General features: G+C 37.2%; 26 protein-coding genes and 1 riboswitch. Of the genes, 5 read left to right on the top strand and 21 right to left on the bottom strand.

Annotated elements, in window-relative coordinates; genetic code table 11:
- Positions 1-273: 273 nt before the first annotated feature.
- Both AC4PG8_RS07945 and AC4PG8_RS07950 read right to left on the bottom strand, forming a co-directional pair.
- Entirely contained in the window at positions 274-1,677 is a 1,404-nt protein-coding gene (locus tag AC4PG8_RS07945; RefSeq protein ID WP_492170237.1) for a RecQ family ATP-dependent DNA helicase, read from the bottom strand.
- On the bottom strand, positions 1,674-2,681 hold the full coding sequence (locus tag AC4PG8_RS07950; protein WP_185512997.1) for a YpbB family protein: 1,008 nt from the start codon (positions 2,679-2,681) through the stop codon (positions 1,674-1,676). The genes AC4PG8_RS07945 and AC4PG8_RS07950 overlap by 4 nt, the downstream gene beginning before the upstream one ends.
- A 155-nt stretch (positions 2,682-2,836) precedes the next feature.
- Between AC4PG8_RS07950 and AC4PG8_RS07955 the strand changes: the two genes are divergently transcribed.
- Positions 2,837-3,061, top strand: a complete 225-nt coding sequence (locus tag AC4PG8_RS07955; protein WP_003763144.1) for a ferredoxin — start codon at positions 2,837-2,839, stop codon at positions 3,059-3,061.
- A gap of 41 nt (positions 3,062-3,102) precedes the next feature.
- Here the strand turns inward: AC4PG8_RS07955 and AC4PG8_RS07960 are convergent, their stop codons facing one another.
- The 15 genes from AC4PG8_RS07960 to AC4PG8_RS08030 form a co-directional block, all read right to left on the bottom strand.
- Complete coding sequence (locus AC4PG8_RS07960) at positions 3,103-3,714, bottom strand: ECF transporter S component (protein ID WP_010991730.1); 612 nt, start codon at positions 3,712-3,714, stop codon at positions 3,103-3,105.
- Between the two features lie 189 nt (positions 3,715-3,903).
- Positions 3,904-4,026, bottom strand: a riboswitch (FMN riboswitch).
- Between the two features lie 129 nt (positions 4,027-4,155).
- Positions 4,156-4,674, bottom strand: coding sequence for an acyl-CoA thioesterase (locus tag AC4PG8_RS07965; RefSeq protein WP_003769473.1), 519 nt, complete (start codon positions 4,672-4,674; stop codon positions 4,156-4,158).
- 15 nt (positions 4,675-4,689) lie between these two features.
- Positions 4,690-6,480 (bottom strand): ATP-binding protein, encoded by a 1,791-nt coding sequence (locus tag AC4PG8_RS07970; protein ID WP_003763148.1) that lies wholly within the window; start codon positions 6,478-6,480, stop codon positions 4,690-4,692.
- A 97-nt stretch (positions 6,481-6,577) separates the two neighbouring features.
- Positions 6,578-7,294 carry a response regulator transcription factor gene (locus AC4PG8_RS07975; protein WP_003767595.1) on the bottom strand — a complete coding sequence of 239 codons (717 nt, stop codon included), beginning with the start codon at positions 7,292-7,294 and terminating at the stop codon, positions 6,578-6,580.
- Positions 7,295-7,478: 184 nt separating this feature from the next.
- Positions 7,479-8,213 carry a pseudouridine synthase gene (locus tag AC4PG8_RS07980; RefSeq protein WP_003763153.1) on the bottom strand — a complete coding sequence of 245 codons (735 nt, stop codon included), beginning with the start codon at positions 8,211-8,213 and terminating at the stop codon, positions 7,479-7,481.
- Between the two features lie 2 nt (positions 8,214-8,215).
- The gene (scpB, locus tag AC4PG8_RS07985) at positions 8,216-8,812 is read right to left on the bottom strand and encodes an SMC-Scp complex subunit ScpB (RefSeq protein WP_010991732.1); all 597 of its coding nucleotides are present in this window, start codon (positions 8,810-8,812) and stop codon (positions 8,216-8,218) included.
- The gene (locus tag AC4PG8_RS07990) at positions 8,809-9,558 is read right to left on the bottom strand and encodes a segregation/condensation protein A (protein WP_003767599.1); all 750 of its coding nucleotides are present in this window, start codon (positions 9,556-9,558) and stop codon (positions 8,809-8,811) included. Before AC4PG8_RS07990 ends, scpB begins: the two co-directional genes overlap by 4 nt.
- Positions 9,559-9,573: 15 nt before the next feature.
- Complete coding sequence (gene lysA, locus AC4PG8_RS07995; protein ID WP_003763156.1) at positions 9,574-10,884, bottom strand: diaminopimelate decarboxylase; 1,311 nt, start codon at positions 10,882-10,884, stop codon at positions 9,574-9,576.
- 179 nt (positions 10,885-11,063) lie between these two features.
- Positions 11,064-11,882: a purine-nucleoside phosphorylase gene (locus AC4PG8_RS08000; RefSeq protein WP_003763157.1), complete on the bottom strand. Its 819-nt coding sequence runs from the start codon at positions 11,880-11,882 to the stop codon at positions 11,064-11,066.
- A gap of 18 nt (positions 11,883-11,900) precedes the next feature.
- Positions 11,901-13,085 carry a phosphopentomutase gene (gene deoB, locus AC4PG8_RS08005; protein ID WP_003767605.1) on the bottom strand — a complete coding sequence of 395 codons (1,185 nt, stop codon included), beginning with the start codon at positions 13,083-13,085 and terminating at the stop codon, positions 11,901-11,903.
- A gap of 28 nt (positions 13,086-13,113) precedes the next feature.
- The gene (xerD, locus tag AC4PG8_RS08010; protein ID WP_003763158.1) at positions 13,114-14,007 is read right to left on the bottom strand and encodes a site-specific tyrosine recombinase XerD; all 894 of its coding nucleotides are present in this window, start codon (positions 14,005-14,007) and stop codon (positions 13,114-13,116) included.
- A gap of 144 nt (positions 14,008-14,151) precedes the next feature.
- Positions 14,152-14,610 carry a ferric iron uptake transcriptional regulator gene (gene fur / locus AC4PG8_RS08015; RefSeq protein WP_010991735.1) on the bottom strand — a complete coding sequence of 153 codons (459 nt, stop codon included), beginning with the start codon at positions 14,608-14,610 and terminating at the stop codon, positions 14,152-14,154.
- Positions 14,611-14,851: 241 nt separating this feature from the next.
- On the bottom strand, positions 14,852-15,874 hold the full coding sequence (locus AC4PG8_RS08020) for a FecCD family ABC transporter permease (protein ID WP_492170238.1): 1,023 nt from the start codon (positions 15,872-15,874) through the stop codon (positions 14,852-14,854).
- Positions 15,874-16,899 (bottom strand): FecCD family ABC transporter permease, encoded by a 1,026-nt coding sequence (locus AC4PG8_RS08025; RefSeq protein ID WP_003767609.1) that lies wholly within the window; start codon positions 16,897-16,899, stop codon positions 15,874-15,876. Before AC4PG8_RS08025 ends, AC4PG8_RS08020 begins: the two co-directional genes overlap by 1 nt.
- A 101-nt stretch (positions 16,900-17,000) precedes the next feature.
- Positions 17,001-17,942: an iron-hydroxamate ABC transporter substrate-binding protein gene (locus AC4PG8_RS08030; RefSeq protein ID WP_010991737.1), complete on the bottom strand. Its 942-nt coding sequence runs from the start codon at positions 17,940-17,942 to the stop codon at positions 17,001-17,003.
- A 165-nt stretch (positions 17,943-18,107) separates the two neighbouring features.
- Between AC4PG8_RS08030 and AC4PG8_RS08035 the strand changes: the two genes are divergently transcribed.
- On the top strand, positions 18,108-18,932 hold the full coding sequence (locus tag AC4PG8_RS08035) for an ABC transporter ATP-binding protein (protein WP_010991738.1): 825 nt from the start codon (positions 18,108-18,110) through the stop codon (positions 18,930-18,932).
- Positions 18,922-19,920, top strand: a complete 999-nt coding sequence (locus AC4PG8_RS08040) for an NAD(P)/FAD-dependent oxidoreductase (RefSeq protein ID WP_492170239.1) — start codon at positions 18,922-18,924, stop codon at positions 19,918-19,920. The genes AC4PG8_RS08035 and AC4PG8_RS08040 overlap by 11 nt, the downstream gene beginning before the upstream one ends.
- A 14-nt stretch (positions 19,921-19,934) precedes the next feature.
- Here the strand turns inward: AC4PG8_RS08040 and timR are convergent, their stop codons facing one another.
- From timR to AC4PG8_RS08060, 4 genes are all read right to left on the bottom strand, one after another.
- Complete coding sequence (gene timR / locus AC4PG8_RS08045) at positions 19,935-20,555, bottom strand: macrodiolide transporter TimAB transcriptional regulator TimA (protein WP_003769488.1); 621 nt, start codon at positions 20,553-20,555, stop codon at positions 19,935-19,937.
- On the bottom strand, positions 20,555-21,370 hold the full coding sequence (timB, locus tag AC4PG8_RS08050) for a macrodiolide ABC transporter permease TimB (RefSeq protein WP_010991740.1): 816 nt from the start codon (positions 21,368-21,370) through the stop codon (positions 20,555-20,557). Before timB ends, timR begins: the two co-directional genes overlap by 1 nt.
- Positions 21,367-22,254 carry a macrodiolide ABC transporter ATP-binding protein TimA gene (gene timA / locus AC4PG8_RS08055; protein ID WP_003763173.1) on the bottom strand — a complete coding sequence of 296 codons (888 nt, stop codon included), beginning with the start codon at positions 22,252-22,254 and terminating at the stop codon, positions 21,367-21,369. Before timA ends, timB begins: the two co-directional genes overlap by 4 nt.
- Before the next feature lie 563 nt (positions 22,255-22,817).
- The gene (locus AC4PG8_RS08060; protein WP_203576028.1) at positions 22,818-23,375 is read right to left on the bottom strand and encodes an NUDIX hydrolase; all 558 of its coding nucleotides are present in this window, start codon (positions 23,373-23,375) and stop codon (positions 22,818-22,820) included.
- Positions 23,376-23,651: 276 nt separating this feature from the next.
- Between AC4PG8_RS08060 and AC4PG8_RS08065 the strand changes: the two genes are divergently transcribed.
- A complete protein-coding gene (locus AC4PG8_RS08065; protein ID WP_003763175.1) occupies positions 23,652-24,311 on the top strand; it encodes a 5-bromo-4-chloroindolyl phosphate hydrolysis family protein in 660 nt (219 codons plus the stop codon).
- Entirely contained in the window at positions 24,289-25,488 is a 1,200-nt protein-coding gene (locus AC4PG8_RS08070; protein WP_185505167.1) for a toxic anion resistance protein, read from the top strand. The genes AC4PG8_RS08065 and AC4PG8_RS08070 overlap by 23 nt, the downstream gene beginning before the upstream one ends.
- The last annotated feature ends 31 nt before the right edge of the window (positions 25,489-25,519 follow it).

The raw sequence follows: 25,519 nt of genomic DNA on the forward strand, positions 1-25,519 counted from the left end.
ATTGGCACAGAGAAGTGTTACATAAGATGTTAATAAATGAAATACCTTTGAAATAATTATAACCATAAAAGCAATATACAACAACACTTAAACCGCTTTTTTAGAAGAAAAAAGCAATAATCATTATAATTTAGTACTTCTGGCATATAAGCTTTTTTTATTTCACACAGATTACTGAACAAAATAATAACAATTTTTCCGCCAATAAACAAGTCTTTTTTTTACAAAAAATGTGAAATAAGCTACTTTTTGTCAAAATTCGTAACTTAATATCTATTGAAGTAGATAAGATAAGTAATTTTCCCAAGTCAAAACTTCTTTGGCGCTTGTTTTTTCTTCTTTTTCAAAACTTATTGTAAAGGTACTATCTAAATCGCAGCAATTTTCTGGTGTTACTTCTAGCGGACTTTCTTCAAAATAACGCAGAATATAGTTTCTACGGCACTCTTCTTCATGTAAGTATCCGATAAATTGTTGTAAATTAGCTCTTTTCCAGCTTTTTCGATATTCCATTTTGGTTGTTAATTCGGCTGTAGTTAAACCACTTTTTTGGTAATAATCAATAAAGCGTTGTTCTGCTTCTGGAAGAGTTTTAAGTTGTTCTTTCGATAGATGCATAAGATTAACATCTGGTATGTCTTGATCTGCTAACTGCATTTGGATAAATTCATCGCCACTAGCATACAGTAAAATTGCAACGCTTTCCTTTCCGTCACGACCAGCTCTGCCAATTTCCTGCAAATAAGCTTCTAAGTCTGCTGGCATGTGATAATGAATAACAAAACGAATATCTGACTTGTCTATTCCCATTCCAAAAGCACTTGTTGCACAAATAATATCTAACTGCCCATAAACAAATTGTTGCTGAATCACAATTCTATCTTCCGTTTCCATATCACCATGATAGTAGGCTACATTTAATCCTAATACTTCATTCAACTCTTGCGCAGTACTTTCAGCTAGTTTCTTACTAGAAAAATAAATAATTCCTGGCGTTTTTAGCTTGGAAACTAGTTCATATAGACGTTCTTTTTTAGAAAGTTGATTGGTAAATTTTTCCACTTGCAAATAAATATTAGGACGGTTAACGGAATAAATCACTTGTTCACAGTCGTTTAGATGCAATTGTTTTAATATATCGGCTCGGACTTTTTTAGTTGCGGTGGCTGTAAGTACCATTGACACTGGAAATTTAGCATCTTCAATAAACTGTCCCAACATCAAATAATCAGGTCGAAAGTCATGCCCCCACTGAGAGATACAATGTGCTTCATCTATAACAAATAAGCTAATCTTTTGTTGTAGAAGCGTATTTTTGACGAATTCATTGTTTAACATCTCTGGAGATAAAAAGATAAATTTATATAAATGAATATTTGCAAGAATTTGTTGTTTTTCTTCTTTCTTTAAAAAACTATTAAGCGCCGCAACACGTTTTTCACCGTGAGCTCGCATTCTCTCCATCTGATCTTGCATTAGTGAGAGTAACGGAGACACGATTAACACTAATCCGTCCATTAGATGTCCCGCTAACTGATAACAAACGGTTTTCCCGGTGCCGGTTGGTAGCATTGCAAAACAGTTTTTCTTAGCTAATGCTTTTTCAATTACTTCTTTTTGTCCAGGACGAAATTCATCAAAACCAAGATAGGTCTTTAATTCTTGTTCTAAATTCATTGTTCGTCCTCCTTACTAACGACAGCTAAGCGAATTTGATAATAATCTAAATCTGGAAATGCAGCTTTTATGTCGCGAAGTAAATGCCAGTTTCTCGAATTAATTGTTTGGATTAATTCTTCCTCAGGTAAATAAGGAACTTTTGCTTCTTTCAAAGTAGCTCTAATTTCCACAAAATGGTCTTGTATCGTACTTGTTTTTAAATTTCGGATTCGTTCAATCATCTCCAAATCCATTCCTTTTTCCCATAGTGTATAAGTTTTTATAGCAGAAGACGTTAGGCTCATCAGCTCATTCGGTATTAAACTAGCTAAAAGTGGCCACTCCTCTTCGCTTTCTTTTATGGCAGCAATCAAGCGATGAAGTTCATGTAACACTTCAAAATAAACATCCCACTTCTCTAGTTGATATTTAGTAGCAATTTGTTCTGTTGTATAGCCCATTAGTTTCCCGCCAGAAAATCGTTCCACTAAAAATTCTGGTCTACTTACAGCCAAGCTATTAAACCACTTGATGAGTTCAATATATAATCTGTCAGCAAGGTCCTCTTGTTGCTGATTTTGCAACCAAATTTTGATAAATTGCTGTACTTTCTTATCGCGAATAACTGGTAAATAATATTTCTCAGCATGGTGTTTATTACTAACAACTTGAACTGCGAGTCGTAAATGGGCGAAAAAGGCAAAAACTTGTTGTTGAAAAGCAAATCCATGAAAAGAAGGATAGCTCATTTCAAACGAAACATTCGACTTCTGTTCCACTGTATAGCCATTTTCAGTAACAGTAATTATACCTTGTCGCATTAATTCTTTAAGTCTTGTTTCTAAATAATTTAATTTCAAATTTGGTACTAGTCCAAATAAATGCTGCATTTGAAAAAGATGAGCATCCTGAACAGCTTGACCAGTTCTTCTACCGGCCAAAATAGTATGTAAAAATGGCGATTTTCTAGGAGTAATACTCTTTTCTAAAATTGTTGCAATATAATTATCTAGCTTATCCAAGACGTTCTCACCACCTTTTTTTCTAACATCAATCATACCACAGAAACACTTGTTCTACATTACTTTTCCCGAAAAAAACTTTATCAAAATATGGTACAATAGAAAAAGAAAAAATCTTGCTTCAAACTGTTATTTTAGAAAGGAAGCGTAGAAAATTGAAGTATTGTCTCGTTGAAAAAGACACTTGTATTGCTTGTGGTGCTTGTTCTATTCACGCTCCAGATGTTTTTGATTATGATACAGAAGGTCTTGCCTATAATTTATTAGATAATAATACTGGAACAAAAGAAATCCCAGAAGACTTAGAGGAAATGGTCATTGACGCTGAATTTGCTTGTCCTTCCCTTTCGATTAAGGTTTCTGATTCTCCGTTCCATTAAAAAATCCGTGAGTCGCAGTGGACTCACGGATTTTATTTATGTTAATGACTTGTTTCCTGCTGTCTTTTTTCAAATTTACGACGTTCTTTTACAGTTTGGTTTTTAGCAATCCATTTTTTAAGTCTAGAGTACAGTATCAAGAATACAGCACTAACGATGACTCCTTTTAATAAGCTAAAGGGTATAATCGTATATGTGACTAACCAAGCAACATCTGTATCCGCCGGAAGTCCACCAAGTTTAATGTAAAATGGTAATAATACAAAATAATTAAATATCACCATTGCGCCTGTCATTACTAACGTTCCAACTGCTGTTGAAAGCACCATTCCTTTTGTTGAGCGGAACCAGTGAAATAAATAATAAATCGGTAATACATAAAAAATACCATTAATAAAATTGGCTAATTCTCCAACCGGAACTCCGACTGGACTACCTGACACAATGTAAAGCAGGACATTTTTGATTAGTTCTACTAAAATCACTGCGAGTGGTCCGAATAATAAGCCACCAATCAAAGCTGGAATATCACTAAAATCAAGCTTTAAAAATGGCGCACTCGGTAGCAGCGGAAATTGTAGCATCATTAAAATAAATGCTAAAGTACCAAGAACCGCCACACTTACAAAAACCTTCATTGAATAATTCTTCATTGTCATTTCTCCCTTGATGTTCACCAAGAAGCGAGTGACATCACTAAACGAATGCAACCCAAGCAAATAAAAAACCTCAACTAAAAAAAGTCGAGGGAGAGTTTGTGATTAATTAAACAAGCACTTAATACTCAAATAAGCATCACAGCTTGCTAACACATGCTCGTGAAGACAAACGAAAAGGTCTGCCAACATCTTCTCCCATCCAGACTATACTGTCGGTCCTGGAATTACACCAGAGTCAACTGCTAAGAAAGCAGATCGTGGACTTTAACCACCGGTCGGGAATTGCACCCTGCCCCGAAGATGAACGAATATTTTATTACAATTTTCATTTTACCATGAAAATATTTTTTCGCAAGTCCTTTTGTATATTTTTTCACGTAAGCGCTTTCTTAGTTACAAAAATAAAAACCAGATGATTATCTGGTTTTTATCTATTTACCATGGAATATTCGTAGACAATGATTCCGCTAATGATTGATTTTCTTTTAAACGAATTTTACGCGCAATGCTTCTCGCTTCTGCTCCAGCGTGGATTCTTTTTTGTTCTTCTGTTTCTGGTTTAACAAGAGGTACTTCCACTGTTTTGCCATCATTATCTAGCGCAACAAAAGTGAGAAAAGAAGTGGCTGCTAAATAACGTTCCCCTGTTTTTAAGTTTTCCGCAATAATTTTAACAAAAATTTCCATGGAGCTTCTACCTGTTGAGGCAACATAGGACTCTAGGCAAACAGAATGGTCGTTTTTAATTGGCTTTAAAAAGTCCACCGAGTCAGTCGAAGCTGTTACGATTTCTGTGCGACAGTGACGAGATGCACTAATAGAAGCAGTATCGTCAATATAAGTCATTAATCTTCCACCAAAGAGTGTATTATGATTATTTGTATCGGATGGAAACACCCGACTAGTTTTAATTACTAAAGATTCTTTACAAAATTTCGTTTGTCTATTTTCCATGATTTTCGCTCCAATCTATTTATACAAAGGCAAGGTAATGATAAAGTCTGATCCTTTACCTAGCACACTTTCTACTGAAATTTTTCCGTTATGAGCTTCTACGATGTTTTTTACAATTGCAAGGCCAATCCCTGTCCCCACAGCTTTTCCACGTTTTCTAGCCTTATCTACTTTATAAAAACGCTCGAATAGGTATGGAATGTCTTCTTCAGCAATACCACTACCATTATCGGATACTGTAATTACAAGATTATTTCTTGTTTCATCAATTGTTTGTTTTAAAATAACTTTTCCAGCGTAGCCCTCTTTCCCGGTGTGGCGGATAGCATTCATGATTAAATTAATTAACACTTGCTCCATCCGGTCGGGGTCATAGGAATACTCTAAATCTGGTGTTTCAAGTTCTAAGCCAAGTTCTACAAAGTTTTCTTTCGCAAGAACATCAAAATTAGCGATTACTTTTCGTAGTAATGGAGCTAGAGGTAATTTTTGATTGTCCATTTGATTAAAGCCGGCTTCCATTCTTGCAAGGTCGAGCATATCATTAACTAATCGACCAATGCGAAGGGATTCGTCATAAATAATTTGTGCAAATTCCCGCACTTCTTCATCCGACTGCGCAACTCCATCAATAATCGCTTCACTGTAACCTTGAAGCATAGAAATAGGCGTTCTAAGCTCATGCGACACATTGTTAACAAAATCGCTCTTCATTTTCTCAAGCTGTTTCTCTTCTGTCATATCACGAATAACTGCAACAATACTTCGAACATGCTCACCTGTATATAATAATGTCAAAATTGCTACATACGTCCGGTCAGAAAAAGTTATTTCGCCCACTTGCGATTCTTTCTTGTCTAAAGTATCATTCAATAAATCATTTAAAGCTGTTGGTATCAGTACTTTTTCCGTATTTTCAGGTGAGAAAAACCAATTATGTAAAAATTCTTCTGCAGGTGGATTACTTAAAATAATCGTTTTATCTACACTGAATTTAATTACCCCATCTGCCATTCCTACTAAAATATTAGATAATTGCTCTTTTTCTTGGCGAAGGGCACTAATATTATATTTTAATTGTTTAGCCATATCATTAAAAGCGACCCCGAGTTCACCGATTTCATCATGCGTGTAAGTCGGAACACGATTATCAAAATTCCCTTTTGAAACAGCTATGGCAATCTTTTTCATTTCACGAAGAGGAAAAGCCATTCTAGATGAGAAGACAAAAGATAAAATCGAAGTAATAACAATAGCTATGATACCTGAAACAATAAGTGTTCTCATCGTTTTTTGATTCACTTTTAAAATATCATGATACGATTGGTAAACATAAACAACACCGGATTCTCCGTTACTTAAAACAAACTTCTGTGCAGAAATTTCGACAGGTAAGGAGCTATCTTCTGTTTTGAAATTATACTTCATTGTAATGCTGTTATCTTTTTCTAAAGCTTTATCTAACGTTTTATCATGAATGAGTTTGTTTGCAGATGCGCTAGAAACCGTGTCAGGAGATTGAGATTGATAAATATTCTTTCCGTTTTCTTCAATAATGACGCCCATTGTATTATCAAGTAACGTCAGTGCGGAATCATTATCATTTTCGTTGGAGATAACTTCATCGTTTTCTTTCATAATGGTGATAATACTTGATGTCGTCTCTTCTAACTCTTTTGTAATATGAGCCATATTATTTTTTTCATAAATCATCGCCACTAAGAATCCCGATATAACTAAAATCCCAATCAATAATAAAATGATTGTACTCCATATTTTGCCAACGATACTATTCCAAATCTTCATCTATCTCACCTCACTTCACAAAAAAATAACGAACAAAGCACGTGCGGCATAACACTTGCCGATTAAACGTCTTTGCCCGCTATCTTAATACTCGTCATTAATCTTCTGGAACTTCGAATTTATAGCCAAGGCCCCATACTGTAACAATCATTCTAGCAGCGTCTTCAGATACATCATGTAGTTTTTCACGAAGGCGTTTTACGTGCGTATCAATTGTACGCAAATCACCAAAGAATTCATAACGCCACACTTCTTTTAAAAGTGATTCACGGTCGAAAACTTTATCTGGAGATTTAGCTAAATAATAAAGTAAATCATATTCTTTCGGTGTTAGGCCAATTTCTTTTCCATCTACAATAACACGATGAGCTTCATTATCAATTTTCAAATGTGGGAATGTAATAATGTCTCCTGGTGTACCTCCAGCAGCTTCTTCAGATGATTGTTTTGCACGACGAAGAACAGCTTTAACGCGTAGCACTACTTCCCGAGGGCTGAATGGTTTAACGATGTAATCATCTGCACCCACTTCAAAGCCTTGCACACGGTTAGCTTCTTCTCCTTTTGCAGTCAACATAACAACTGGTGTAGATTTATATTCCCTTAATTCACGACAAACTTCGATACCATCTTTACCTGGCATCATTAAATCAAGCAGGATCACTTCATAATTGTTGTTCAGTGCCATGTTTAATGCTTGATCACCATCACTAGCTTCTTCAATACGATAGTTTTCTCTTTCAAGATACATCTTAAGAAGGCGGCGTATCCGGTCCTCATCATCCACAACAAGCACTCTAACTTGTTCACTCATAAGTACTCATCCCCTAACTCTCATTTACATAAAAACGCATCATTTAAATTCAAATAATTAAATGGAATTTCTCGTACCCACATACGGAAAACCATACAATTGCCTATACCAAATTTACTACGATTTAAATTATACATGTTTTTCACAAAACACGCTATCAGAAAGTATATTTTATGTCGAAATGTCACTTTTTATTCTTGCCAAATCTCGCTTCTGTTTTTAATTGTTTTACTTCATGATGTGATAATTCTCTTCTTTCACCCGCATTTAAACCACGTAAATTCAAGAAAGAATATTCTTCGCGCGCTAGTTTTTGTACTTCAAAACCGACTGCTTCGAACATTTTACGAACTTGGCGGTTTCGTCCTTCATGGATAGTGATTTCAACTATCGCTTTGTCTTTTGCTTTATCAGAAGAACGTACTTTTACTTTTGCTGGAGCGGTTTTACGACCATCGATAACAACTCCGCGCTCTAACTCACGAATAACTTCTCGTTCTGGAATTCCTTTAATCCGAGCAATATAAGTTTTGGACACTTCATTTTTAGGATGCATTAGCAAGTTCGCAAAGTCACCGTCATTTGTCATTAATAATAAGCCAGATGTATCATAATCAAGTCTTCCAACTGGATAAAGTCGTTCTGGAATATCTGTAAAATAATCCGCTACCGTCGTGCGTCCCTTGTCATCTGTTACAGCTGACACCGTTCCTCTTGGTTTATAAAAAAGGAAATAGCGGTGTTCTTCTTTTGTAAGTTGGATTCCCTCGACTTCAATTCGTTCGGTTCCTGAAACCTTGACACCAAGTTCTGTAACTACTTTTCCATTTACTGTTACTTTACCTTCTTGAATAAGTTTCTCTGCTTTTCTTCTAGAAGTTACTCCCGCATTCGCAATCACTTTTTGTAAACGTTCCATTCTTATTCCTCCTCCTGTTCTTTACTTTGGTTAAACCGGTCAAAAAACAGGTCCATTTCGCTTTGATCTGGGTCTTCTGCTTCTGGGTCAGCAAGCTTTGGTAAATCGTCTAAAGAATTCAGCCCGAATGCATCCAAAAACTCACTTGTAGTCACGTATAGTTTTGCACGTCCTGCCCCGTCCACGCGACCTTTATCAGTAACTAATCCTTTTGCAACAAGCGTTCTAATCGGTCCATCTGTTTGCACACCGCGAACTTCATCTACTTCCATTCGGGTCACAGGCTGGCGATACGCAATGATTGCCAACGTTTCTAAGGATGCTTGTGATAAAACTGTATTGCTCGGAACTTCCACTAATTTCCGTAAAAATTCCGCATGTGCTTTTTTCGTAGCTAATTGGAAAGTTCCAGCAAGCTCTAGTAAAATCAGCCCTCTGTCCTCATTTCCATTATATCGTTCACTTAAAAGCTCTAATAAATTGAGTGCTTCAATATGCGTGATTTCCATGACTTCCGTTAATTGTTCTGTTGAAAGACCTGCATCCCCCGCTGCAAAAAGCAAGCTCTCTAATACGCCTAATTGTTCTTCTCTGTTCACGATAGTTCTTCCCCTTTACCTTGCACATATAAATCTGCAAAACTTGCTGATTGCTCTACTTCGACTAATTTTCGTTTCATTAACTCCAGCAGAGCTAAAAAAGTCACGACAAGTTGTTCTTTTGTCTGTTCTTCAAATAGTTCATCGAAACGTAAACGGTGATTTGTTTGTTGATGTAGTTTTCCGAGTACGGAATTCATTCTATCATCAATCGAAATTTCTTGAGTTGTAATTCTTGTATGCAGTGGTTTATTTAATTTCTTGCGTCGTAGCATTTTGTTAAAAGCACTTAACATATCATTTAACGATACATCGAGTTCCGCCACTTTGGTTCCGTCGTCATACTCGGCCAAATCCATTGGTGGTTTACTAAAATAAAAGCTACGTTCGGCTTCTTTTTCTTTCAGTTCTTTTGCGGCTTCTTTAAATCGTTTGTATTCCATTAGTTTTTCAACTAAAGCATCACGTGGATCTTCTTCCTCTTCTAGTGTATCATAATCGATTTCTAGTTCTTGTTTTGGAAGAAGCATTTTACTTTTAATTGCTAGCAAAGTAGCGGCCATTACTAAATATTCGCTTGCAACATCTAATTCCATTTCTTGCATTGTATGAACAAATTCCATATATTGATCCGTGATTTCAGCCATTGGAATATCATAAATATCGACTTCTAGTTGACCAATTAAATGAAGTAATAAGTCAAGCGGACCTTCAAAAGCTTCTACTTTAAAATTCATTTCTACCATGTTTGTCCCGCCCTACTATAATGAAAGATCATTTTGTACTAAATTTTCATAAGTTTCGCGGGCAACGATTAATTTATCCATTCCGTTTTCCACAAAAACTACTGGTGGTCGTGGAATTCGGTTATAATTACTTGCCATCGCATAACCGTAAGCCCCTGTACAAAATACTGCTAAAATTTCGCCAGCATCTGATTTCGGTAACGGTAAATCCCAAATTAACATATCACCAGACTCACAACATTTTCCTGCAATAGCTACCGTTTCTTCAGCAACTTTTTCAGGATTGGCTGCAAGAACAGCATCGTAATGCGCATCGTATAATGCTGGGCGAATATTATCCGACATTCCGCCGTCAACTGCAATATAATTCCGGATACCCGGGACTTCTTTACGAGAACCAACTTTATAAAGGGTTGTTCCAGCTTCACCAACGAGCGAACGACCCGGTTCAATCCAAATTTCAGGAATAGCAATATCATTACTATTAGCAACATCACGCACTTCATCCATGATTTGACGCACATATTCACTTGGTTCGAGTGGCTCATCTTCAGCAGTATAACGCACACCAAAACCACCGCCAAGATTAAGAACTTTGGAATCAAAACCGAGTGTTCCGTGCCATTCTACTAATTTATCCATAATTCGACGAGCTGCGAGTTTAAAACCTGTTGTTTCAAAAATTTGTGAACCAATATGACAATGAAGCCCGATTAAGTCAAATGAAGCACTTGCATGGAGCACTTGCTTAATTGCTTTTTCAGCCTGTCCGTTAGTAAGACCAAATCCAAATTTCGAATCATCTTGTCCAGTTAAAATATAATCATGTGTATGAGCTTCAATCCCTGGAGTCACGCGAATTAAAACAGCGGCTTTTTCATTTCGTTCTATTAATATATCTTCTAATAAACTAATTTCATAATAATTATCAATAACAAAGCAACCAATCCCATAATCAAGCGCCATATGTATTTCTTCAGCACTTTTGTTATTTCCGTGAAAGTGAATTCTTTCAGGAGGGAAATTCGCTTTAATGGCTGTATAGAGTTCGCCGCCCGATACAACATCAAGAGACAAGCCTTCTTCCGCCATTAATTGGTAAATTGCTACAGCAGAAAACGCTTTACTCGCATAAGCTACTTGGGCTTTTACACCCAACTCTTCAAAGGTTTTCTTAAATCCTCTTGCTCGGTCACGGATTAGCGCTACATCATAAACGTACAGCGGCGTACCATATTTTTCAGTAAGCTTTAAAGTGTCCACCCCTCCAATTTCGAGATGTCCTTCTGCATTTACATTCATTGTTCCAAGCCGTTCAAACGTCACGCCAATCCCACCTTTACATTATAGATTTTTAAAAGTTCTTTTATATAGTAGCATACTAAGAAGCCGAGCGACAATAACTATCTGAAAATATTATCAAATACATAAAAAACTCAGCCCATATTCATTATTTCTCGCTTCAGAAAATAACGAATTTGGACTGAGATTAGCTACCAATTATTTTAAGAAATTTTAGCAACAATTGCTTTTACATATTGTAAAAACGTGCTACGAACTTGGTCAGTTGTTTCAATTACTTCTGTATGAGAAAGTGGTTGGTCAAGAATCCCCGCCGCCATATTCGTAATACAAGAAATACCAAGCACTCGTAATCCAGCGTGGTTAGCAACGATTACTTCTGGCACTGTCGACATTCCAACAGCATCTGCTCCAAGTGTTCTCATCATTTGAATTTCAGCAGGTGTTTCGTATGTTGGACCGCTAAATCCAGCATATACACCTTCACGAATCGTTAAATTAAGTTCTTGTGCAATTAATCTAGCATCGACACGTAACGCCAAGTTATAAGCTTCAGACATATCTGGGAAACGAGGGCCAAAATGTTCGTCATTTGGTCCAATAAGTGGGTTAGTTCCAGTAAAGTTAATATGGTCAGAAATTAACATCAAGTCTCCAGCAGAATACAGTTCATTCACGCCACCAGCAGCATTAGTAACGATAAGTAATTCAACACCTAATTCTTTCATTACACGAACCGGGAAAGTAACATCTTGCATGGAATATCCTTCATAAAAATGGAAACGACCTTGCATTGCTACTACTTCTTTTCCTTCTAATTCACCAAAAACGAATTGCCCTGCATGACCTTCAACTGTAGAAACAGGAAAATGTGGAATCTCGCTGTATGATAGTTTTGTTGGGTTGTTTACTTCATCTGCTAATACACCTAGACCCGATCCAAGAATTAAACCAACCGTTGGCGCCCCAGTGTAATTTTCTCTAATTTTCGCAACAGCTTCATTTACTTTTTCTAAACTCATTGTTGTTCCTCCTCTTTCCTATTTCAAATCTTTTAAGAAACTTTTTCCGTATTCAGGCATTTTTACATCAAAATTGTCCGCTACTGTTGCACCAAGATCAGCAAAAGTTTGGCGTAATTCTAATTCAGAACCGCCGTTTTTAAAGCGCGGAGAGTATACAAGTAAAGGTACAAATTCACGAGTGTGGTCTGTTCCAGTGTATGTTGGGTCATTTCCGTGATCTGCTGTAATAATTAAAAGATCATCATCGGTTAATTTCTCCATCACTTCTACTAAGCGACCATCAAAATCGACAAGTGCATCCGCATAACCTTGAGGATCACGACGGTGACCGAACAGTGCATCAAAGTCAACCAAATTAAGGAAACTCATACCATTAAAATCTTTATCTAACACATCGATAAATTGGTCCATTCCATCCATGTTTGATTTTGTACGGATAGATTCAGTTACACCTTCTCCGTCAAAAATGTCCGAAATTTTACCAATCGCAATGACATCTTTCCCACCATCTTTTAAAGCATCCATTACTGTTGGTTTAAAAGGTTTTAGGGCATAATCATGACGGTTTGGAGTTCTGACAAACGCGCCAGGTTCACCAACAAATGGACGAGCAATAATGCGACCAAGCATATACGGATCGTCTAATGTAATTTCACGACAGAATTCACAGATTTCATATAGCTCTTCTAAAGGAACAACATCTTCATGCGCAGCGATTTGTAATACAGAGTCAGCAGAAGTGTACACAATTAGCGCACCTGTTTTCACATGTTCTTCCCCAAGTTCCGCCATAATTTCTGTACCACTAGCAGGCTTGTTGCCGATTACTTTACGGCCAGTTTTTGCTTCAATTTGGTTGATTAAATCGTCTGGAAATCCATCAGGAAATACGCGGAAAGGCGTATCAATATAAAGTCCCATAATTTCCCAGTGACCTGTCATTGTATCTTTTCCATTAGAAGCCTCTTGCATTTTTGTATAATAAGCAAGTGGTTTTTCAGCTTTTTCAATTCCTTCGATTTCACGGATATTGGATAATCCTAATTTGCCCATTTCAGGCATTTTTAAGCCGCCAACGTGTTTTGCAATATGACCAAATGTATCCACATCGAAATCACCAAATTTAGCAGCATCTGGTGCTTCCCCAATACCAACTGAATCCATTACAATAACATGTACTCGTTTAAATTTATCTGGCATATTTACTCATCCTTTTCAACTTTATTTTTTAAGCGCGCGGGTGAAATTGTTTGTAAACATCTTTAAGCCGCAGTTTTGTTACATGGGTATAAATTTGTGTGGTGGAGATGTCGGCGTGGCCAAGAAGCTCTTGCACCGACCTTAAATCAGCCCCGTTTTCAAGTAAATGAGTAGCAAATGAATGACGCAATGTATGCGGTGTAATCGGCTTTTCGATGCCCGACTCCTTTGCGATTCCTTTTAAAATTTTCCAGAATCCTTGTCTTGTCAGTCCTTGCCCGTGGTGATTTAAGAACACAAAATCATTCCGGTATTTCGGTCTTCTAAGTTTAGGTCTTGCTTCTTCTAAATATTGTTCCAACACAGTGGTTGCTGTTTTTCCAAGCGGGATAATTCGTTCTTTATCACCTTTACCAATCGTTTGAATAAAGCCCATTTGAAGATGTAAATCATCCATTTTAAGCTTTACAAGTTCGGTTACACGAAGCCCCGTCGCGTATAAAATTTCTAGCATCGCTTGGTCTCTGAGTCCGAGCGGAGTGCTAGTATCTGATGAACTAAGTAATTTTTCTACATCATCTAAGTTTAAAACTTTTGGCAGGCTTTGCGCTTGTTTTGGCGTTTCAATTTGAATCATTGGATCGTGCGACATTTTTCCATCATGCATTAAATAATGAAAAAAAGATCGCAATGAAGCAATATATCGTGCTACGCTTCTTGGTGATTTTCCTTCTTTTCTAGCAAATGCCATGAATCCAACTATATCGTTTCGTTCGAGTGTATCCGGGTCCGTTAAAGTTCTAGAGGTATCCATGTATGAAACAAAATAGTGTAAATCTCGTTCGTAAGCTTTTATTGTATTCGCGGATAAGCCTTTCTCTACAATTAAAAAGTGTAAAAAATCATCAATCAAATCATTCATAAGCATTTCCTCCACAAATCCTATTCTACCATGTTCCTTCCTCAGTGAAAACGTTTAAGCGATGAAAAAAACTTATAATACTTTTCGCACAATTCAGTCCATCTTTTTGCCAATAAAAAAAGTTTGAGATATATAATCCCAAACTCAACTATTATTTTTTTTAGATTTTTGTCTGCAATCTGCGCAAATCCCTTGGAAAGTTAAACGATGATCTTTTACAAGGAAATTCCATTTTGATTCCACGATTTTTTCCACATCTTCTAGTAAATCTTCTTGAATTTCTTCCACAGATCCACATTCCAAACAAACAAGATGATGATGGAAATGTTTGGCGCCTTCTTGTCTCAAGTCATAACGAGATACACCGTCACCAAAATTAATTTTATCTACCACGCGTAGTTCGGTTAAAAGCTCTAACGTTCTGTAAACTGTTGCTAGGCCAGTGTCAGGCGCAATATCTTTCACACGCAAGAAAACTTCCTCAGCACTTAAATGATCTTTTTCATTTTCCAGTAAAACGCGAACAGTAGCTTCTCGCTGTGGGGTTAATTTATAACTAGCATCATGAAGTTGTGCTTTAATGCGTCCAATACGACCTTCCATTATGGTTCCTCCCTTAGTTGCGATAACAAGTTGTCGTTCTAAATTATCATCATTATCATTTAACAATAAATACAGTTTATAATAATTATAATTAAAATGCAAGTTCAAAATCCACTTATCACTTTAAAAATGGCACCTAGACAATTCCTATTCCTTATGTTTACTAAGATAGCACAAAAGCAATAGGCTGTCTACAATGATTATCAATTACTAGTTAATTTCTCGTTATTAATAATAATTATTATTTAGCTTTAGCAAGAAGAAACAAGAAGTACGGGGCTCCAATGATCGCGACAACAATTCCCGCAAAGATTTCGGAAGGTTGAATAATCAAGCGGCCAATCGTATCAGCGAGTAGTAACAATAGCCCCCCTGATAAAGCCGCCGTAACCATTACCCAACGATGCGCTGAGCCAACAAGTTTTCTAGCAATGTGAGGGCCTATTAAACCAATAAATGCAATCCCGCCGCTAACAGAGACACAAGCCGCTGCTAAACCAACCGCTACTATTAATAGAACAAATTTTTCGCGTTCCACTCGGACACCTAGCCCGGTTGCCACTTGATCGCCAAATGACAGTACATCGAGTGTTTTTACTTTCATAAAAGCAATCACACCAAGCACAATCAACCACGGTAAAAGCGCATAAACATATTGCCAACTCGAAGCCCATATATTTCCAGCCATCCATTCAGCATAACGCTGGTAATTTTGCGGATCAAGTCGAACAGTCAAGAGCGTAATCAAAGCAGCAATCGCAGCTGCAACAGCAATCCCTGTAAGTAACAAACGATTAGGAAGTAACCCCTCACTCCTACTATAAGAAAGCCCATATACAACAAATGCCGTTAAAATAGCTCCAACAAATCCAATAAATGGCATAAATAAAACCGGTACATCCATCGTTGAGGGAAAGAAGGAAATATAAAGCATAACTGCCAAACCTGCTCCGTTGTTAATTCCAAGAATCCCCGGATCAGCCAGCCCATTTCCAGAAATACCTTGTAAAATCGTTCCCGAAACCGCAAGTCCTGCACCCACTAAAAGCGCAATAACAATACGCGGCAACCGAAATTCTGACACAATCAGTTGCGTTCCCCCATCCGCCATTCCAAAGAAAGACTTAATCACTTCTATAAAAGGTAATTTCGAATACCCAGCATTGACACTATATGTAAATGTACAAAATATAAGCACACTTAAAATAATTAAAGTCCAAATACGCCGCGATTTCTTTCGTTTTTCAGCAACAGTCATATACATTATAAGTTCCTCCTTTCTTTACGAGCTACATATAGGAAGAAAGGAACCCCAATTAATGCAAAAATAACACTAATTGGCGTTTCATATGGAGGATTAATTGTTCGGGCAACAATATCTGCTGCTAAAGTCAAAAACGCCCCAACTACAGCCGAACAAGGAATAATAAAGCGATAATCCACCCCGACTAAAAAACGTACCAAATGTGGCACAATCAATCCGATAAAGCCAACCGGACCAACAACTGAAACTGCAAGTCCTGCTAAAATTAAAACAACTACCATCGAAGCTATTTTAACAAAAGTCGTTTTTTCACCAAGGCCAACTGCAATATCATCACCTAAACTTAAAATCGTAATTGATTTGCTTAATAAAATTGCCGCAATAAGCGCACCGAGTAACCACGGCCAAATTGCCGCAAGCTGACTCCATTTCACACCAGCGACGCCTCCCGCATACCAAAACGCCAAATCTTGACTCAGCTGAAAATAGATCGCAAGCCCTTCACTAAGCGCCGTAAGAAGCGAACTCACCGCTGCCCCCGCAAGTACTAATCGTGTAGGAGACATCGCACTTCCAGCAATGGAACTTACTCCAAAAACCAAGAACGCTCCAATCGCTGCACCAACAAAAGAAAATATAATTAGCGAGTTATAACTAAGCCATGGCATAAAAGCAAAACACACAGCTACCATAAACGTCGATCCAGCATTCAGTCCAAGCAAACCAGAATCAGCCAGTGGATTGCGCGTAATCCCTTGCATAATTGCTCCTGCCACCGCAAAAGCTGCTCCAATCGCCATATCAGCTATCACACGAGGAACTCGCAAACTCCGAATAATCTGATGCTGTGTGTCCGAACTATTATAATGAAAAAGCGCGTCCCAAACCGTGCTCAAATTAATATTAGCCGCCCCTACCGCAATCCCGAATAACGCTAGAATAAGAAGCAACAAAATCCCACCCGAAAGTATGAATATAGCAACAGTCGGTCTTGTATTCATTTTTATCTGTTTTGACTTATCCATCTGTACATGTTCCTTCCATCTAAATTATCCGCTCATTTTTAGTGATAATAATTATCAATCGCAAAGAAAATTATATCAATATCATTCACTAAGCGCAATCTTTAGTTGGATTCAAGTAACTTCTCGACAACAATATCCAACTGCCCTTCTACTGCTAAAGGATCATAATAAAACATCGTGTCAAAATCCATTTGATAGACATTTCCCGCTTTAAATGTCGGTAAATTTTTCCAAATTGGTGAGTTGGTTAAATCTTTTAAAGTTTTCTCTCCGTCTTTAGCACTTCCAGAAGAAGTATTTGTCACAAACATTCTATCCGCTGCAAACTCAGGTAATACTTCTAATGAAATTTTTTGCCAGTCTTGTCCGTCCAATACATCCGTTTGAATTTTAGCTGGTGCTTTCAGTTGTAAGGCATTATAAATCGCTTGACCTCCGCGCCCCATATTTTGCCCCATTACATAAAAATCTTTATCTTGAACTTCATAAATGCCCACCGTTTCATTCGGCTTTAATTTTCCTGCTAATTTTTCTCTACTTTCCTTCGCTTTTTGATGAAATTTATCTAGCCAAGCTTCTCCAGCTTTCTTTTCACCAACTAAATCTGCAATTTGGCGCACATCTTCTTCCACATTTTTAGAAGTCGCGTACGGGATTAACACAGTTGGCGCAATTTTGGACATTTTTTCATATTCATCTTCTTTGGAAACAACAATTAAATCTGGTTTTAATTCTGCCACTTTTTCTGCTGAAACTGGATCACCAATATCTGTAATTCCTTCCACTTTTCCTTTCAAAAACGGATTTTCGATTTGTTTCGCTCTAGCCCCAACTGGCTTTATCCCAAGCAAAACAATATTTCCTAGATATTCCGATGCTACAATGCGTTTTGGATGTGCCGGAATTTCTACTTTCTTCCCATTTGCCATTGTATATGTACGCATTTCAACCTTGTCATTTCCTGCCGTTTTATCATCTCCACAAGCAGCTAAAACTACTGTAGTTAAAAGCATTAATACGAGTAAACTTAAACCTTTTTTCAAATGAACCCCTCCTGTAACTGATAACAATTCTCAGTTAGTATAGCAACTTTGTTCTTAAAGTGCAAATCCTCTCTGACAAAGTATCACTTGCATCTTTAACGTAAAAACTCTATACTTAACCATTGAGAATGATTATCACCTTAACTTTAAATTGGAGCGATGAAAATGAAAGACCTTCATACAGATAACTTACAAATTTCATACGACAAACGAATCATTGTTGATGGTTTAGATATAGCCATTCCTGCTAATAAGATAACTGCCTTAGTTGGGGCAAATGGTTCCGGGAAATCAACTATTTTAAAGACGATGTCCCGCTTGATGAAACCTAGCAAAGGCGCTGTTTATTTAGACGGCAAGAAAATTCATAATGAACCGACACGAGAAATTGCCAAACAATTAGCTATTTTGCCACAAAATCCTTCAGCACCTGATGGTTTGACGGTGTTTGAATTAATTTCTTATGGCCGCTCTCCGCATCAAAGCAGTTTTAAATCAATTACCGCAAAAGATCGGGAAATTATTTTCTGGTCATTGCGTGTAACGAATTTAACTGAATTTGCGGACCGACCAATTGACAGTTTATCAGGTGGACAACGCCAACGTGCTTGGATAGCAATGTCGCTCGCGCAAGAAACAGACGTATTATTCCTCGATGAACCGACAACCTTTTTAGACATGACCCATCAACTAGACGTCCTTAACCTACTCAAACAATTAAATCAATCAGAAAACCGTACAATCGTGATGGTTGTTCATGATTTAAATCACGCATCTCGTTACGCTCATCATATGATTGCTATTAAAGAAGGAAAAGTAGTTGCAGAAGGTTCGCCAGTTAACGTAATGACTGAAGAAACGTTAGAAGACGTATTTAATATTAAAGCCGATATTTTAATTGACCCACGCAGCGGTGTCCCTCTTTGTCTCCCATACGAAACTTGCAACGGATGCGAAATTGTAAAGGAGCTTGATTCCATTGCCAAATGAAGTGTATGATGTAACGATTATTGGCGGCGGTCCAATTGGGCTATTTTCCGCATTTTATAGTGGTTTACGTTCCATGAAAACAAAAATTATTGATGCTGAACCAGATGTTGGTGGCAAAGTCCGCTACTTTTTCCCGGAAAAAATTATTCGTGATATTGGTGGAATTCCAGCTATTACTGGAGCTAATCTCGTTGCCAATTTAAAAGAGCAAGCAGAAACCTTTCACCCTACTATTGTATGTAATGAACGAGTAGTTGATGTAACTAAATTAACTGATGGCGTGTTTCAATTAACTTCACATAATGGCAGTATTCATTTTTCTAAAACGGTTGTTATCGCAACGGGGAGCGGCACTTTTGAAGTCAATAAACTAGAAGCGATGCATGTGGACGATTTTCCGTTAGCAATTAATTATGACGTTAAAAACCTTGAGCAATTTCGCGACAAAATCGTTGCAGTTTCTGGTGGTGGAAATTCCGCTATAGACTGGGCGCAAACACTTGAACCAATTGCAAAAAAAGTACATCTAATATATCGTGGTGAAGATTTTAAAGCGCATGAAGAAAGCGTTCGTGAGCTCAAAAATTCCCGCGTCGAAATTCATATCCATCATGAAATCAAGGAATTAATCGGAGCAAATAATCAACTAGCAAGTATAAACATTTGCTGTAACCAGACACAAGTTACTAAAACGATTGAAACAGAAGCACTTTTTATTAATCACGGTGTCAAAGTTGACCTTGGAACGATGGCTGAATGGGGCTTTGAACTAGCAGATTTCGGTATTGTTGTTGATGACGAAATGAAAACGACTGTACCAGGTATTTTTGCTTGTGGAGATAGCGCGACCTATTCACGAAAAATACGCATTATCGCAGCTGGATTACATGAAGGTCCTATTGCGATTAATAGCGCAAAAAAATATTTAGAACCTACCGCAAGAGACGAAGCAATGATTAGTACCCATCACGAAAGCTTTATTGGTTAAAAAAGGATTCGGGCTCACTCGCCCGAATCCTTTTTTTCTTCACATATACCAAATTCGACAATTCGCATCATTTCCGTAAAATCATTGGCAAGTGGAATAAAATCTTCCATCGTCGCATTCGGATGTCTTTGCAAAAACACCGTACTTTTCTCTGTAATATGCTGAAAAAGTGCTTCCATCACTTTTCGCGCCGCATCCATGTTCACATCTTTTTTTAACTGCATTTCGTTTAAGACTTGATTCATTTGCGCTTCAGACCGCTCAATTGCCTTATCGAAAAAGCCATCTAATTTACCTTTCAATTCTGGCGGTGGATTTCCGTAAGCTTGCATAATCAAACCAAAAATCGCAGGATATTTACGATTAAAATCCAGTTTCATTTTCGTCGACCAAATCGCCATCTCGACAAAATCACTCCATCGTTTCTCTTCCAAACTAACCTCATTCGTCGCAAAATCAACCGCGTAAGACACTGCCGCAATATAAAGTTTTTCTTTAGAGCCAAAATAATGAAAAATAAGCCCTTTGGAAACGCCCGCTTTTGCACAAATTTTATTAGTACTAGCTGCCTGATAGCCTTTTTCTGTAAATTCTTCCATCGCCGCTTCTAAAATTTTCAGCCGTTTTTCATCCATTATACTTTCAAATCCTTTTTCTTATAAAGAACAAAAGTAGCTGCTACCGCCACAATAATCACCGCGCAGGAAATTAGTGCATTCGTTCCAGTAATCCCTTTATCCATAATTTCTGATGGAATCGCATAATTGATTGGCGAAAAGTATTTGAAAAAGTCAACATTATCATTTAATCCGGCCATTATACCTAAAATATAAGTTAAGAAAACAAGAGCAAGCGCGACAGGAGAAGCTTGTTTAGCGGAACGTAACACTGCAGATACCATGAAGCCAACACTCATAAAAACAGCTGCAACAAGTAACTCACTCGAAAATACTCGAACAAGCTCCATCACTAAATTCCCGCTATCTACCCCACTTGGTTTTAAAACAAGAACGAGCACAACAGAAGCCACAAACGTAATCAACCAAAAAGCCACGAAAGATAATAAATTCCCAACCATTTTCCAAAACACAAGACTAGCCCGAGTAATCGGCTGGGCATATAAAAATTCAATTGTGCCATCTGTTTCTTCTTTTATTAAGGCCTGTGCACCAATCAATGCTGCATATACGCATGCCGCAATAAAAATATACTGAAAAACATACGCAAAATAAGCATCAATATTCGTTAAATCCGCCATCGAATCCATATGCAAAATTTTCATCATATCTTGCGGAAGTGCATTCATCTTCGTATTCACTAAATCTTGCATACCGCTACTTTGCATACTAGGGAAGAAAGCCATAAACACACCTAAAATCACAATCACTACAACGGACCAAACAACGAGGCTTTTTATTCTTGTTTTCCATTCAATGTGTAAGATGTTCACTTGATTTCTCCCCCTTCATATAGTGTCATAAATTTATCTTCTAATTCTTGATTTGTAATCGTTAAATCCGTAATTTCTTTTTCCTGTAATAATGGCAAAATTGTTTTAATATCATCATCAAAAATTAGTCGTGCTTTGCCTGTTTCATTTTCGATAATTCTTGCACCCGCATTCGTTAATTTTTCTAGGGGCAAATTCGTCCCTTTGAGCGCAATCACTTTGCCGGTCATTTGCTGATTGGCGATGTCTTCCACCGCGATAATGTTCCCGTTTCGAATAAAAGCCGCTCTCGTGCAGTATTCTTGAACCTCACGTAAATTATGACTTGAAAGAAAAATCGTCATCCCTTCTTTATTTCGCTCGGTCATTTCTTTAAATAAATAATGTTGCATCAAAGGATCAAGGCCGTTCGTTGGTTCATCCAAAATAAATAATTGCGGTTCGGTAATAAGTCCAGCCACAATCGCTACTTTCTTCTTATTTCCAAGTGACATTTCACCAAAGCGTTTTTTCGGATCAATCGAAAACATTTCATAATATCTATTCATTTTTTGTGTTGCATTTTTGATTTGATGGAATTTAGCAGCATAGTGGATAATATCATTTGCAGTCATTTGTGGATAATAACGAACTTCACTAGGGACATATCCGACCATTTTCTTAATCTCTGCTGACTGTTTCACTACATCTTTTCCGAGAACCGTGGCACTTCCGCTCGTTGCATAAATAAAATTCAATAAGACTTTGATAGTTGTTGATTTCCCAGCTCCATTCGGACCGATAAAACCGTATAATTCGCCTTCATTTACCGACAAATTCACATTTTCAATTGCTCGTTTTTTATGATAATTTTTTGTGAGTGATTCCACCTTAATTGCTTCCATGTTCTCTCCTCCACCTTTTTATTGACCACTTAGTCAACTTGAGTATAACCACTTTTGACCAGGTAGTCAATCAAAAACTATAATCAATAATAGTATCCAAATTACTATTTTTTTATGCTATCTAAAGTCTTTAAAATTCCAATTTCAGCTTGATAATACTAATTTCAATAATCGCTTTATTACGGATAGAATAACTAGGTTCCAGGTGATATAGCAAGTTTATGGTGATGGCTAACTCTTTCAACAAGAAAGGGGGATGCCTATGACTTTTTTGTTAGGAACTCCTGGAAAGGATAACCCATGACCGTTTATGAAGCACTCTCTTTTGCAGTTGCTTTTACAACTTTAGTGTTGTTACTAAACAGTCAAAATAACACAAAAAAATAACCACTTATAAACTTTGGCGAGTTTAGTGGTTATTTTTATACCATATTAGACTAGCTGCCACCTTAAATGGGGCTTACATTTGAGGGTCATGTTCTTGCATGGCTCTCTTTTCATGTTTATGATAACATATTTCCATTCTTTATGCCAAGTATTCCCAAAGAAGTTTTTCATCCGGTTTATTCGTTTTCTTCTATTAATAGTTGTAATTTCCAGTACTGTATCGCGTAAATTGTTTTTGCGTCATGAATGAATTGTTGTGCTATTAACTGTTCTGCTTCTTCCATCGTTACTTTGACTAAATTAATAAATTCATCTGCATCTTGCGCTAGAGGGTGTTCCATTTTCCGAAGATCCCGTGCTACATAAATATGTAAAAGTTCACTAGCAAACCCAGGTGATGTATAAAAAGAAGTGAGATACGTTAAATCATCGGACTGAAAACCAGTTTCTTCTTCTAGTTCCCGTTTTGCGGTCACGAGCGGATCTTCCCCCGGCTCCATTTTACCAGCAGGAATTTCGATAATGTTTTTTTCGAGTGGCTTTCGGAATTGTTCTACTAAGTACATTCTTCCATCTGCTGAAAAAGGTATAATTGCCACAGCTCCGGGATGCTTGACGATTTCGCGCTTGCTCTTTTCCCCATTCGGCAACTCCACATCATCTACTTGCAATTCAATAACATTTCCACTAAAAATCTTTTCTGTATGAAGCGTTTTTTCCTCTAGTGAGTCCATTTCTGCCACCTACTTCTCGTTTTTTTTCATTATAACATAACTAAGTCCGAGTTTAATTTACATCGCACGACTGATAACATCTGTTTTCTAAATATGGTATGATAAGAACAAATAAAGGACACTTTCTAAAATATAAAAACCATGCTACTTGCTTAGTGCTCACATACTAAATATACTTAAATGGTAGTTACATTCCATCAATCTTTATTTTTAGAAAAATATACTATTAAGAAAAAACGGACCTTTTAAACAGGTACTTAAAGGAGAAGATGTATAATGACCGTTTTTAAAAAGATATTAGCATTCACAGGTTCTATTTTACTTGTCATTATTTTGGGTGGTATTCTTACTTCACTTATCCATAGTGGCTTGGTAATTGCAACAATTGTTATCGCTGTTGCAGCTATCCTATTTTTCTTTTCATCTAAAGCTGGAGACCGGGCGCAAATGATTGCAACTGGATTAACCAAGAAAGAATATAAATATATTCGTACTAACTTAGAAGAAGCTCGTGTGAAAATTATCCGCCTTCAAAAAATCATGACACAAAACAAAGCGCTATATTCTTTCCAAGAGCGCAACAAAACACTTTTACTTACTAAAAGAATATACGGCATCGTAAAAGAAGAACCTAAACGTTTTTATGAAGCAGAAGATTTCTTTTTCTCTCATCTTGACTCTTTAGTAGAGCTCACCGAAAAATATGCTTTCTTAGAAAAACAACCTGTAAAAGACAAGAAAATTTATCAAACTCTTTCTGATACACGCACGCTTTTAAATGATTTAAGTCGTGTTATTGAAAAGGATTTATTTACACTTTTGAATCAAGATGTAAACAATCTCGATTTTGAATTAGAAGTAGCGAAAAACTCCATTTCCAAACAGAAAAAGAAATTCGAAAGGGGTACAAAAGATGACCGAGAACAAGCCAAGTGAAGAAACAAATGAATTAAAAGATTTAGTAGTGGAGAAAGAGTTTAACCAAACATTAGATGATCTTCTAGCTAACCCATTCGGATCAGACGGCGAATCAGCTGCAAGTATCGTAAATAACGAAACAGATGTGGCTCCCCGCCTAGTTGATATGCTTACTGAAACAAACAAAAAACAAGCGTTAGAGTTATCCAAACAAATCGAACCTGGAAATCAAGCAGCGATTCTTGGTTACGGAGCACCTGCCCAAGCTAAATTGCATGACTTTTCTCACTCGATGTTAGCTCATGTGCAAAAGCAAGATGTTGGACCAATTGGCGATATTATTAGTGATTTAATGTTCCGCTTGCAAGAAGCGGATCCAGATGAACTAGCTGCTCGCAACAAAAACGTCTTCACAAAAATGTTCCACCGAGTTAAACAATCCATCAATGAAATTACTTCTAAATATCAAAAAATTGGTACCCAAATTGACCGCATCGCGTTGAAACTGGAACATTCCAAAAAGCGTTTAATGGAAGATAACTCTTTCCTAGAACAGCTTTATGATAAAAATAAAGATTACTTCCAAGCACTTAACATTTACATTGCTGCTGGAGAATTAAAATTAGAAGAAATTAATACAAAAATGCTCCCAGAACTTCGCAAAAAAGCAGAACAAACTGGCGATCAAATGGATTATCAAGAAGTAAATGATTTAACACAATTTGCGGATCGACTTGATAAGCGTGTATATGACTTACGCTTAAGTCGCCAAATCACTATCCAACAAGCGCCGCAAATACGTTTAATCCAAAATACAAACCAAGCACTCGCTGAAAAAATCCAGTCTTCCATTATGACTGCAATTCCGCTTTGGAAAAACCAAGTAGCCATCGCGCTTACGTTGCTTCGTCAACAACAAGCCGTAGCCGCTCAACGCCAAGTTTCTGAAACAACGAACGAACTTCTAAAACGAAATGCCGATATGCTAAAAACAAACGCGATCGAAACAGCGCGTGAAAATGAAAGAGGTATCGTGGACATCGAAACACTTAAAGAAACACAGTCCAGCTTAATTGAAACCTTGCAAGAAACACTTAAAATCCAACAAGAAGGCCGTGCTAAACGTGCCGTAGCAGAGAAAGAACTAGTTACAATGGAGCAAGAACTGAAAGAACGTTTACTGGAAATGAAATAAATGAAAAACCACTCTTCCGAAAAAGAGTGGT

This window comes from Listeria sp. MAN/IMW/UF555 (assembly GCF_058684075.1).